Below are 12,388 nucleotides of genomic sequence, written 5' to 3'. Positions count from 1 at the left end.
ACATGTATCTGGTTGTGGTCAACGCTGCGGGCAAGCAGCGCTACATCTTCTCGTCCCGCAAACGGAAGGAGACAGTCGGCGCGTCCGACCTGATCGCCAGGGTGAACGGGGAATGGGCCGCCGAGGCGCTTCGCGAGGTCTTCAGCGGCTACCGGGATGACTGGCGGCTGCGGCACGGCCACGAGGCCGAACTGCTCACGGCGGGCGCGGGGGCGGTGACCCTGCTCGTCGCGGATCCGGACGCCGGCCGCCGCCTGGTCGCGGCGCTCACTACAAGAGCGCTGGTGGAGGCCCCAGGGCTGGACGTCTGCGGCGTAGTTCACGAGCTTCGCAAGGGAGGCGAGGCGGGAACGCTGGCCGCAGGGCTGCGCGCCGCGCGGACTGCGCTCGCCGCGACGCAGGAGGCCAGGCCCGGTCCGCAGGCCCGGTTCCTGCGATTGCCGCTCATGGAGGAGTGCGGCTCCAGCGGGCAACCGGCGACCGAACTGCGTCGGGAGGGGCCGGGAGAGCGCCCGTCGCCCAGGTCCGCGGCCTCGATGGCCAAGCTGGCCCACTTCCCCGCAGCGCTGGACCGCCTGGCCCGGGACGCCGGCAGCGACGTGCCGACGATGCGGAAGATCGTCGACCGGCTCGGGCTGGAGGCCGAGTGGGTGTCGATCGTCCACGCCGACGGGAACGGCTTCGGCCGGATCTTCCGAGACCTCGGCACCAGCCCCGGACCCGGCAGCTCCGAGTCCGGCAAGTCCGGATCTGGCCATCGAGCGTCTGGTGAGCCTGAATCCGCAGGGCCGGGGGACGAGGCGTACGCGGACCTGCTGCGCGGGCTGTCGCATGCGGTGGATCGTTGTGCGCTCGCCGCCTTTCGGACGGCGTTGCGGCGAACGGCCGACGAGCACCCGGACCGCACCATCGCCGGTGTGCCTCCTGTCCTGCCGCTGGTGCTCGGGGGCGACGATCTCACCGTGCTCTGCGAGGGCGAGGTCGCGCTGGGCTTCACCCGGCACTACCTCGAGGCGTTCGAGCGGGCCACGGCCGACGACCCTGACCTTCTTCCGGTTCTGCGGGCGAAGGGCCTGCCGAACCTCGGCGCGGCGGCGGGAGTGGCGATCGTCAAGCGCAACTATCCGTTCAGGTTCGCCTACGACCTCGCCGAGGAGCTGATCACGAAGGAGGCCAAACAGGACCGGGACGTGGGTTCGGCTCTGGCCTTCGCCGTACTGCTGGAAAGCTCCGCCCCCGACCTTGACCGCATCCGTCGGTCGGTCACCGTCGCCGGCTCGGGCGGCGGGGCCCCGCACCGCTCGCCGTACGTCGTGGGTGTGGGCTGCGGGGACGCGCGTACGGAGGGACGGCGCTGGGCGGACCTGGAACGCCGGGTAGCCGCGCTCACTGGTACGCACGCCGCGTCGGGCGAGGCCCTCGTGCCGCGCGCAGCCGTTCACGACCTGCGGGAGGCGGTGTCTCTCGGAGCGGAAGTCGCCAGGGCGCGCCTCGGCTTGCTCCGTACGCGGTACCGCGAAGACGAGGACCGGCTGGGTGCGCTGACCGACCTATGCGGGGACCTCGCGGGGCAGGATGCGGCCGGCTTTCTCGACGCAGTGGCGGCCCGGCCGTTCCTCACCACCGCGCGGACGGCGACGACATCACGAGACGACGCGGAGCACGCGACGGTGCTGGAGGCGAGGAGCCGATGAACATCGATCTGGAGCTGTTCCTGATCTCGGACTGGCAGGTCGGCACGGGGACCGGCGCGCCCGGCTACGTCGACCGGCTCGTGCAGCGGGACGCGGTCCCGGTCGAGAGCGGCCAGGTGTCGGGTCCGGCCGCACCGATCGTTCCGGCGAAGACCCTGACGGGAGTTTGGAGGGACGCCTGCGAAGTGGCGGCGAACGCGCTCGACAGCGGTCCGGCCGGGGTGTGGTACGACTGGGTGACGTTCCTGTTCGGCGGTCAGTACGCGCCGGACGACTCGGCGCCCTCCAGCTCGACACCGGCTTCCACGGCCAGTGGTCAAGCGCCCGGCGACACGACCGGTGGTCACGCCGGCAGTTCCGGCACGGGTTCCGTAAGGTACGGCAGAGGCGGCGGCGCGGGCCGGGCGTTGCGGCCGGCGGCCCTCTCGCTCGACGGCCCCTTGAGGCTGCCCGAACGGCTCGCCGAGCTGCTTCGCAGACGCCCACGGGTGGCGTGGGCGGCGACGTTCCGCAAGCCCGGCGTCGCGATCGACCCGGTGACGGGCACCGCCGAGACGCGCAAGCTGCGCTTCGTGGAGACGGCCCGAGGCGGAGTCACGTTGATGGGCCGGGGGCAGCTTCGCGGCTTCGAGGAGCTGGACCAGGCACAGCGGGAGGCGGCGATCGCGCTCCTCGCCGCCGGAGCCCGGCTGATTGAGGGGATCGGCGGCAACCGGCGCCGCGGCGCCGGACGCTGCCGCCTGACCCTCCGGTCGCGCGATACGGGAATGGATCTCGACTTCGCCGCGCTGGGCCGCACGCCACCCGCCCCTCCTCCCGCCTCCCCGACAGGAACATCGGACGAGCGCCCGCTCCCGCCACCGCGACGTACGGCCGAGCGCGGGTGGGATCGGGCCGAGTTGTTGATCACCGTGACGGCCCCCGTGCTGGCAGGTGCGACCGTACAAGGCAACCTGGTGGAGGGGCAGGCGTACCTGCCCGGCTGGTGCCTCATGTCCGAGGTGGCGCGTCGCATCGGTGGCCCGGCGCACGCGCTGGTGCGCACCGGCGATCTGGTGGTCACGGCGGCCACCCCGATGACGCCGGACGGCGGGCGCACCCTTCCCGTGCCCCGAGTCCTCGTGCATGCCAAGGGTGCCCGGCAGATCGTCACCGGCAACCGGATGACCGAGGACGCCACGGAGGGCAAGTCCTACCGTGAGGGCCACATCGCCGTCGAGGGCGGGGAGACGGGCACGGTCGTCAGTCCCGCTTTCACGCTGCGCATGCACAACACGATCCGTGACGATGTCCAGCGACCCACCCGCGACGTGGGCGGCGTCTACATCTACCAGGCACTCGCGGCAGGGACAGCGCTGCGCGCAGAGGTCCGGGTGCGGCGCGGCGTGCTGGAACCGGGCTGGGAGGGACGGTTGTCGGGGCGCTGGCGCGTCGGGCGGTCGTCGAAGGACGACTACGGTCAGGTGCGGGTCGAGGCGCGCGCCGTCGCCGTACCTCCCGGGGACGAGGTGCGCCTACACCCCAAGGCCATGCCTGCTGGGCGCGGCGGCGACGGTCCCGAGCCTGGGCTGCTGCGCGTATGGCTGCTGTCGGATCTGCTGGTCCGCGACGTGCGGCTGCGTCCGAGCACCCACCCCGGCGATGTCGCCCGCGCCCTTGAACGGGCGCTCGCCGCAGCCGGGTCGCCCGGCGTCCGCCTGACCCCGCTGACAAGCTCTCCGGTGGATGGCCGGGTGACCACAGCGCTGGGGGCACACCGGACGGAAAGCTGGCATCGGGGCTGGGGACTGCCTCGGGCCACCCTCTATGGCCTTTCCGCCGGAAGCTGCCTGACCTTCACCGTCACCGGCGGGCCCATCGCCCCGGAAGCACTGGACGAGTTGCGCACGGCCGGGCTGGGGGAGCGCCGGGCCGAGGGCTTCGGACAGCTCGAAATCGACCACGATCTGCTGCTGCGGAGTTTCCGCGACCGGCCGGTTGCCGGCAGTGGGGCCGACGCGGGACCGGACGAGGATCAGGGCATCGCCGTCGAACCGGTGCCCGCTTCCGGAGAGGCGCGAGGGCCGCTGCGGCCCGACGAGGATGGTCACGACGCCGGGAGAGTCTACGAACGGGCGGCCTGGCGGGCCGAGATCGGTCGCAGGTGCGAGGTCGTCATGGCCGATCCGGGCCGACGGTCGGCGATCCTTCCCGACGGGGTTACGACGACCCAGCTCAACGGACTGCGGGAAGTCGTGGGGGAGCGATCGGCCGAGGGCGCGCTGCACCGGCTGGCCTGGCTCACGCGGGAGAACAAGGGACGCCGCCCTTGGCCGGAGGAGCGGGTGGAGTTTCTCAGGCGGCTCATCCGCGATCCCGAAGAGGTCTGGACGCTGCTCGGCCTGCCTGAGGACGAACTCACCGTGACCCGCGACGGAGCCGCCGTACTGCGGGCCGAACTGCACGCCGAGTCGGTGCGCGCACTGATCACCGCCTGCGTGGCCGCGTACGCACGAGAGCAGGCGGCGACCGGCACAGACGCGATCAGTACAGCCACCGGAGGTGGGCGATGAGCGCGAGGACGGGCCGCGGTGTGAGCCGTCGGGTGAGGGTCCGGGGCTGGCTGCGTACGGAGTCTCCACTGCATGTCGGTGGTCTCTCGGACAGCCTTGGGGGCGCGCTCCTGCAAGGGCCCACCGCGCCGTTGCCGATCGCCTTCGACGGGCTCGGCCGCCTCTACGTGCCCGGCACGTCGCTCGCCGGAGTGCTGCGGAGCTGGTCGCGGGGAGCGGGCCCGGAGAGCGCCGCGCTCGCCGGCCTGTGGGGAAACATCGTCGAAGGTACGCATGAGGGCAGAGCCAGCCGCGTCATCGTGGCCGACGCCTTGGTCACGTCCGATCACCGCCTGGACGAGCACGGCCTGCCCGCGTCTCCCCTCGACCCCGCACTCCTGGAGTTCCGTCCGTCCGTTGGCATCGATCGGGTGACCGGCGCGGCGGCGCAGGAGATCCTGCACGGGAGAGCGGTCGTCCCGGCGGGGTGTTTCGTCCGGCTGGAGATCGACGTCGAGTCCGGGACGGACGCAGAGGCGGAGTCGGACGAGGCGTGGATGGGCGCGCTGCTCGACGCTCTCCAGGCGGGCGACATCCGGGTGGGAGCCGCCACGAGCAGGGGCCTCGGCATGGTCCGGCTGATCGACGACCCCCTCGACATGGTCGTGGACCGGCTGGATTCGCCGGAAGGGCTGCTCGCCGTGCTCAGGGACGACCCGGCGCGGCGGCGCTCGCCGGCGTCACTGCGCGAAGCCGCCACGCCGGACCTGCCGCCGCGGCGTGACGTCCTGGAGGTGCGGGTCGCCTGGCGCCCACTGGCCCCCGTGATGGTTCGGGGCACGTCGAACGGGCTGGTCGTCGGCACCCTTCCGCTCACGACCCGGGTTGGCCGCCGCCACCTGACGTTGGCGCTGCCGGGCGCCTCCCTGAAGGGCGCGCTGCGGGCCCATGCGGAACTGGTGGAACACACCGCCCGGGGCACTGAGGCGGCCTCCGCGCGGACGTCGCCGAGCGGATCGGCGGCCGATCACAGTGCCGCATTCCGCGCCCGGCTCGACCGGCTGCCCGCCGTACGGGCGCTGTTCGGCGCGGCCCGGGACGACACGCCGGATCGGCGGATGGGGGCGCTGCGGGCGGAGGAGTGCACCGCCGAGGTCACCATCCCCGAGTCTTTGTGGCGGACGGTCACCGGTGGTGACGAGCCTCCGCGCGGAGATTCGGCCGATGACGGTGAGGAGAGGGCTTCGCTGCCGGAGGCGGTGCTGGACCGACTGGAAGATCACGGCATCGCCAAGGCCGACCATGTCGCTCTCGACAGGTGGACGGGTGGCGCCGCCGACGGACGTCTGTTCAGCGTGCTGGAACCACACGCCGTCGAGTGGGGGCCGATCCGGCTCACCGTCGACCTCACTCGGCTCGGCGACGACCGAGATCCGGCCCTCGCCCTGCTGCTCCTGACGCTGCGCGATCTCGCCGCCGGGCGCATCCCGCTCGGCGCACTGGTCAACAGGGGTTTCGGGGACGTCGAGGTCACCGAGGTCACCCTGACCGGCGGCCGATGGCCCGAACCGGCCGCGCTCGACGACGTGCTGGGCGGCTCCGCGGCGAGCGAGATCGGCCGGGCATGGACGGACTACCTGGAACAGGAGGTGTGATGACGAACGATCCCACAGCCAGGTACGGCACTCCCGGCGCCGTCGCGCTGCATGCTGTCACCGGGTCCGGGGTCACGCTGGCCGAGGCGCTGGAGGCGACCGGCCTCGACGGCGCGTGCGCCCTGCTGACCACCCCGTCCGCGTACCAGGTGGCCCGTGTCACCGGGCACACCTGCGTCACGCGGAATGGGCCGGTGGACCTGGCGGCGGTCTACGAGGCGCGTGTCTTCAGCCCGGATGTCGAGCTGCGCTGGATGGAGTCGGCGTCGGCGTCCGCGGTGGTGCTCGCCGAGGACGAGTACCTGCTGCCGGGCTCCTTCGATGACAGGCTCGACCCGCTGCCCGCGGCGAGAACGATCGAGGTTCGCTACCTCGTCTGGGGCGCGGTACAGGACGCCGCGAACGGATGGGCCACTCTCTCCTCGGCCCGCGTCGGCGTCCTCGACGTACCCACGCTCACTGCCTTCCGGCATGGGCGCGTACGGCTGGCGGCCCGCGAGTATGTCGCCGTCGATCCGGAGCACGGCAACGCCTACGTGGCCGAGGAACGCCTGCTCGGCTTCGAGCCCTACCAGGCGTCAGAGCGAGAAGTGGAAGGTGCCGCCTGATGGCCGACGAGTTCCTGAACCCCTACACCTTCGTCCCGGCGTACGACCGCGACGGCCTGCCCGAAAGGCTCGCCGACGGCCCGCCGCCGTCGCGTGAGCGGCTGCGGGAGGAGTGCTGGACTGGGCGCATCGGCGTCCGGCTCACGGTCGAGACGCCGCTGCTGCTTCTCGCGACCTCGCGGTCCCGGCCGCCGTCCGAGGGCGCGCAGGATCACCGGGTGTATCCGGTGCTGCTCCGCGACGGCCGTCCGCACCTGCCCTCCACTTCGGTGAAGGGCATGCTCCGGGCCGCGTACGAGACCATCACGAACTCCCGTTTCGGCGTCTTCGGCGACCACACGACCCCACTCGCCTTCCGCCGCGACGCCGTCTACGCGGTGGGGATGAAGGGTGTTCTGGTGGGCTCGGCAGGCAAGCTCTTCGAGTTCGAGCAGGCGCTCCTCAGGATGTACGACGCGAAGACCGGGGCCCTTGTATATCCGGACGAGAACGGCACGAAGCCGCCGCACCACCTGGAGAAGCTCCGTGCCGCCGTGAAGCGGGACAAGATGGGCCACGTGGTGACGCGGTTCGTCCGCGCCAACGAGGCGGTGAAGCTGCGTCTGGAACGCGGTGAGCGAGAAGTGGTGGGGCTCGCCTACATCACCGGCCCGAACATCGAGGGCAAGAAGTACGAGCGCCTGTTCTTCGTTGACGCGGGCAAGCAACCGCGCGAGATCCTCCTCAAGAACGCCGACGAGCTGACCGGCCGGTGGGACGCGCTGATGCGGAACTACATCGGCGCTCACCAGAAGAAGGAACTGTTCGGGCGGCGATGGCCGGACGGCACTCCCGCCGGCCCGGGGGAGAGGGTTGGCGACGGGCCCGGCCAGGTCGCCTGGAGCCCGCATCTTCACCAGGAGTCGCGCAGGGAGATCAGAGGAGGGGTCCTCTGTTACGCCAAAGTCGAGGACGACGTCGTGACTGCGCTCTATCCGGTTCTGGTGCCGCGCGATCTCTATGCCGCCGCCCCGGCGGAGTTGCTGCCCGAGTCGCTGCACCCCGCGCCCTGCTATGAGCGGCTCTCGCCGGCGGACCGGGTTTTCGGGTGGGTGGCTCCCGAGGGGTGTGGCGTGAAGCCGTCGGCGTACCGGGGGCGGTTGCGCATCGGGCCGGTGGTGTGCGAGCAGGACGCGGCCGAGGCGGTGGAGCGGTTCGACGGCGACGGGATGCCGCTGTCGATCCTGAGCAGCCCGAAGCCGCAGCAGGGACGGTTCTACGTCGCCGAGTCCGCCGACCGGCCCGACAGTCCCGTACCGGACGGCGTCGCCAAGGAGGACCTCTATCGGCCCGGGCGAGGACTGCGTGGCCGGAAGGCGTACTGGCACCATGCCGGGCTCGACCGCACCATGCACTGGAGCGAGGGGCAGGGCAAGCGTGACCCGGCGCAGGTCCGTGTGGGCGGCCACTACCGCGAGTACCGGCGCCCTTGGGAGCCCGCGGATGACAAGGGCACCCCGGCGCCTGACCGGAAGCGATATCTCACGGAGCACGGTAAGGAACAGCGCGACGGCCAGAATCGGTCGATTAAGGGCTGGGTGCGGCCCACGACGGTCTTCCGGTTCACCATCGACGTCCGGGATCTTGACGAGGTCGAACTCGGAGCCCTTGTCTGGTTGCTCACCCTGCCTCCGGGGCACTTCCACCGGCTGGGCTTCGGCCGTCCACTCGGCTTCGGCAGTGTCCGCCTCGACGTCGACGCCGAGGCGACGGCCCTGCACACCGGGAAGCAGTACGCCGCCTTCTACCGGTCACTGTCCGCGGTCCTCCCGGAGGGCGATCCGATGGCCGTCCTGGCTGGGGCGAAGGCCGCCTTCGAACGTCTCACCGAGGGCCTTTCTCAGATGAGGTCGATCAGGGAGGCCCTGCTGGCCGTGATGCGGGGGAGCCCCGGGTCACCGGTGCACTACCCCAGGGTCCGGCCGCAGTGGCTCCCTCGCGAGTTCCCCACGCCCCCGGATCCCCGTGGGCAGAACTACGAATGGTTCACCGAGAACGAACGCCTGGACGGAAAGAAGATCGCCTCCGGTCGTGGACGTTCTCTCCCATCCCCGACCACCGGAACGCCTCTCATCGTTTATCGCGTAAAGGAGGCAGACGGATCAAAACCCGGAAAATCTGGTAAAAGGTAAGATCCTGGCGCTCACATCAGCGGCCCGGGCGATGTGACCGCATAATGAGGCGAACGGTTGCTTCGTCGGCGAATTTTGTCAGAGCGAAGGGATACCGTCGGCGGGACTTTCCTTCTTGAATGCCTGGGAGGCTCGCACGTGAAAGCGACCGACGGTGTGCTGCTCGTCCACGCGGTGGGCGGGGGCGACCTGGGCCGGCCGGGTGCGCCACGTCTCGACCAGGTGATCCCCGACCTGGAGGGTGACCCGGAGTCCGTCGGCAAGCAGCGCCGTCCGCTGCGCAAGCTGTTCGAGGGCCTCGCCGCAGCCAACGTTCCCGTCGCTGGAGTCGTACTGCTCGGCACTACGACTCCCGTCGGATCGCAGGGCGAGACGCTCGCCGACCACGCCGACGAGATGCGGGCACGACTTGTTTCTGAGGCCGGGCTCTGCGGCAGACGCCTTGCCGCCGACACTGTGGCGGTCGTACGGGTGGAGGCTCCCGGACTCGCCGAGACTTCGCGCGCTGTAGCTTCGTGGCTCGCGGGGCGCGATACAGCCGAGATCCTGATCACGTGCGGTTCCGGAGCCTTCGCGCTGGGCGCCGGTGCCCTCTGCGGCGCTCTGGTGGCCCGTCGGCCGGCCCACATCGTTCACGTCGACGCTCCGGGTGAGCTGTACGCGCTGGAGCAGCGGAAGGAACCGGACCGCCACCTCGTGTCATGGCTGGTCCGCTACCGCTTCTGGGACGCGCTCGCGGACCTGGCTCCTGGAGATCACACGGTCTGGACGCTGCTCGCGGCACGGCAGGCCGGGGACACCGGCTACGCGGACGCTCTCCGGGAGCGCCCCACACGGGTTCCGGGTGTCAGCAGGGGACGGCTCGACAAGTTCGCGGAGACATGGCCGACGGCACAGGCTGCGCTGTTCGAGCGGCTCGGCCGTGGCGAGGCGGCTGACTACGGGCTGCTCCGGGCCTGGTTCGCCGGTCACCTGAGAAACCTGTACAAGCGGGAGAAAGACCTGAACGCCCGTACGCGGGATCGCCTCGCGGCGCTGATAGAGGCGCTCGGGAGCAGGGCCGACGGAGAGGGAGGACTGGCCGGTCGGCTCCGTACGGTTGCCCGCGATCTGCGGGCAGACACCGGAAGCGCCTGCGCGGCCATGCTCAGGGACGCGGAGCTCGTCGACCTGTATGCGCTGGCCTCGACCCACCAGGCCCACCTGAAGCCGGAGCGGCTCGAACCAGGGCCGTTGCCGCCCACCCTGATCGCCGCGGCCGACGAGTGGGAGCGTGGAGACCAGGGGCGGAGCCTGGTCGAGGCCACAGGCGGTCTCTGCTGGCCGGTGCTGGGCAGCGGAGACGTCCTGGGGCTGCTCGCCGTAGGGCTCGATCGCGAGGGCAGGGACCTGGAGGATCTCCAGGCGCTGCACGCCGTTCTCGCGGAGCTACGGCGACGGCGGGAGCGCCTGCTGCGCAGGGGCGTGGTGCGGCTGCGGCTGCTGGCCAGCCCCGAAAGCCTTGCCCGGGCGCACCGGCTCGCCCGCGCGGCCGCGGACATCGCCGCGGACGCCGATGTGCGCGTCATCGAGGGGGTCGCAGGAGGGCTGGCACATGTGCGGGAGACCGTCGTCGCCGCGCTGGCGTCCGAGGCGAAGCCCACCGGCCTGACGGGCTCGGAAAGCCTGCGTGACGTGGACGAGCTCGTTCTCGCGCTCAACCCCGGGCCGCCGATGACGAACTACGGCATGATCGCGGCGGCGGTGGAGTGGTCCCTGACTGCTGCATGCCCGTTGTGGGTCACGGAGCTGGTTCGCTCATCGGTCGCCGGGGCACACGGCGGTCCGGGGGTCGAAGTCCGCACAGGTCAGCGTATTCTCGGCCGCCTGGGCGCTGACCAGGTGCTCGCCCGGCTCGCTGTGAGCGCGGTCGAACGGCTCGACCTGCGCACGGCACGCCGACTGGTCAGGCGCGGGTCGGACGTCCTTCGGGGCGTCGACCCGGCTCTCGCCGAACTGGAGAATCTCGTGTTCGGCCCTGCACTGGACACGTGGACGTGGCACGAGCGACTGGCCGTCGCTCGGAGACGGCTGACACTGATCGCCGAGGTCGCCGACAACCCGCGCAGGGTGCTGCCGACGGCCTACCTCGCCGTGGAGGCGCTGCGTCCGGCGCTGTTCCCGTGGAGGCTGTGGCAGTCGATGCGGACTGCGTCCTCAGCATTGAACGACCTCGGAAAGCTCGCGAACCAGGGCGTACACGGGCACGGTTTGGACCGGCAGAAGCGGGGGCGTCGCCGGAGACCGGGCCAGGTGCGAGCGCTGCTCCGCCGGGTGGTCGAGGAACTGAACGGCCCTGCGGATGGCGACAGAACATTGCTCGAATTCCACAAGAAGGTCATCGCTCTGCTTGAAGGGATATCTCGCGAAACCGCTTGACGGACGCACTCCAGGTTGGCAGCCTGATTCCGTTCAACGGCAGACGCCCGCGAGCTTCGAGCGCATCATGTCGCTCCCTCTGAGGGCCTCGATTTCGAGGCCACCCGTCACGAGACCGCCTTTTCCGGCGTGTTCTCTTGTCATGCCTCGGAGGGGCATTTCCTATGAAGCTCGGTGCCATCGCGTCCTTGTCTGAGGCCGACGCCTTTTACGCCTACCACTCGCTCGTCTGGCCCGCGCTCCGCGACGCTGCACGCGGACCGTTGATCAGGGCCCGGCACCATGGCCGCCCCTGCAGGGGCGTGGACGTGAGCCGCTGGTGCGACGACTGCGAGGAGACGGTCGAGGACCGGATCGTCGCCGGATTCAGAGGGTTCCGCGAGTCCACGCACGGGACGGTCCGCCGAACTCGTGCAGGCGAGCCGCTGCGCGAGATGTCGACGATCGTCGATTGGGTGACGTCACCGGCGGCCGGCAACGAAGGCATCGATGGGCCGGCCCGTCTGCTTCGGCGGCGTCCGGTACAAGGCGAACCGGCCGGGGCGCGCGCCGCCCGCGCTCAGCTCGTTCATTATCCGCTCCTGAATCTGGAGGCGCAGGTGCGACGCGACGACGCGGTCGCCCGAGGTGCCTCGGCCCGTCCGGAACGCGATTTGAAGCAGGCCAAATGGGCGGCGCCCCTCCGAGCAGACTCCGCCGCGTTCGACCTGCTCGTCGACGCCGTCGTACGGCTCCGCAACGGTCACCAGGACCCGCATGCCATTCCCGGCGCGATGCTCGACCAGCTCGGCCTGGATCTCGCTACCGCGAGGCGTCTGCTGCGTGAGGAACTTGAGCTGCTGCGGTCGCTGCGGCGCGACTTCTTCATGGCCAACGTGGCCCTCTATCTCCACGACGACGAGCCCCTGCCGTGGCAGACCGTTCCCGAGTCGAGCCCCGAGGACCTCGTCATCCGCGCCGAGGAGGAGACGACGGCGCGGAAGGCGCTGTCCGGGATCCTCGCTGAGGGCGACCGTAGGGTGCACCTGCTGCTGGCCCGCATCTGCGCCGCCGCCTCCAGGCCGGACAGTCAACTGGTCTCCTGGACAGCGACGCAGTTCGGCGTCCAGTCTGACGAGGCGGAGACGCTCGTACGCGACTGGGTCAGGCAAGTCTGCCAGGCCGGTCTCGACTGGACCGCCCAGCGGTGCGACACCACGCCCGCCCAGTAGCACCTCATCCCGGGAGCCCTGGCCCAGGTCGCCGCCGCCAACCTGGGCCACCCGTTTCTTATCGGCCCTCGCGCCTGAGCTGCGTCTACGACCCCTCGTA

7 protein-coding genes and 1 CRISPR repeat array (1 of these 8 only partly in view) are annotated in these 12,388 nt (G+C 70.9%); all 7 genes read left to right on the top strand.

Annotated elements, in window-relative coordinates; genetic code table 11:
- Window positions 1-2 precede the first annotated feature (2 nt).
- Complete coding sequence (locus tag HHX33_RS09985) at window positions 3-1,694, top strand: Cas10/Cmr2 second palm domain-containing protein (protein ID WP_182874310.1); 1,692 nt, start codon at window positions 3-5, stop codon at window positions 1,692-1,694.
- Window positions 1,691-4,246, top strand: coding sequence for an RAMP superfamily CRISPR-associated protein (locus HHX33_RS09980; RefSeq protein ID WP_182874309.1), 2,556 nt, complete (start codon window positions 1,691-1,693; stop codon window positions 4,244-4,246). Before HHX33_RS09985 ends, HHX33_RS09980 begins: the two co-directional genes overlap by 4 nt.
- 20 nt (window positions 4,247-4,266) lie before the next feature.
- Window positions 4,267-5,880 (top strand): RAMP superfamily CRISPR-associated protein, encoded by a 1,614-nt coding sequence (locus tag HHX33_RS09975; RefSeq protein WP_310741289.1) that lies wholly within the window; start codon window positions 4,267-4,269, stop codon window positions 5,878-5,880.
- Window positions 5,880-6,488 (top strand): CRISPR-associated protein Csx19, encoded by a 609-nt coding sequence (csx19, locus tag HHX33_RS09970; RefSeq protein ID WP_182874307.1) that lies wholly within the window; start codon window positions 5,880-5,882, stop codon window positions 6,486-6,488. Before HHX33_RS09975 ends, csx19 begins: the two co-directional genes overlap by 1 nt.
- Entirely contained in the window at window positions 6,488-8,659 is a 2,172-nt protein-coding gene (locus HHX33_RS09965) for a TIGR03986 family CRISPR-associated RAMP protein (RefSeq protein ID WP_182874306.1), read from the top strand. The genes csx19 and HHX33_RS09965 overlap by 1 nt, the downstream gene beginning before the upstream one ends.
- 138 nt (window positions 8,660-8,797) lie before the next feature.
- Window positions 8,798-11,077: a hypothetical protein gene (locus tag HHX33_RS09960; protein WP_182874305.1), complete on the top strand. Its 2,280-nt coding sequence runs from the start codon at window positions 8,798-8,800 to the stop codon at window positions 11,075-11,077.
- A 599-nt stretch (window positions 11,078-11,676) separates the two neighbouring features.
- A complete protein-coding gene (locus tag HHX33_RS09955; RefSeq protein ID WP_182874303.1) occupies window positions 11,677-12,288 on the top strand; it encodes a hypothetical protein in 612 nt (203 codons plus the stop codon).
- 85 nt (window positions 12,289-12,373) lie between these two features.
- A CRISPR array of direct repeats spans window positions 12,374-12,388; the repeat unit is 26 nt (it continues 619 nt past the right edge of the window).

This window comes from Microbispora sp. H10670, assembly GCF_014161385.1.
Lineage (GTDB): Bacteria > Actinomycetota > Actinomycetes > Streptosporangiales > Streptosporangiaceae > Microbispora > Microbispora triticiradicis.
This window is presented reverse-complemented; position numbering and strand designations above follow the sequence as displayed.

What these genes read in the sequence shown, in the direction of transcription:
- HHX33_RS09965 (WP_182874306.1), top strand. Translation starts at nt 6,488, where the DNA reads ATGGCCGACGAGTTCCTGAACCCCTACACCTTCGTCCCGGCGTACGAC.
- HHX33_RS09980 (WP_182874309.1), top strand. Translation starts at nt 1,691, where the DNA reads ATGAACATCGATCTGGAGCTGTTCCTGATCTCGGACTGGCAGGTCGGC.
- HHX33_RS09985 (WP_182874310.1), top strand. Translation starts at nt 3, where the DNA reads ATGTATCTGGTTGTGGTCAACGCTGCGGGCAAGCAGCGCTACATCTTC.
- csx19 (WP_182874307.1), top strand. Translation starts at nt 5,880, where the DNA reads ATGACGAACGATCCCACAGCCAGGTACGGCACTCCCGGCGCCGTCGCG.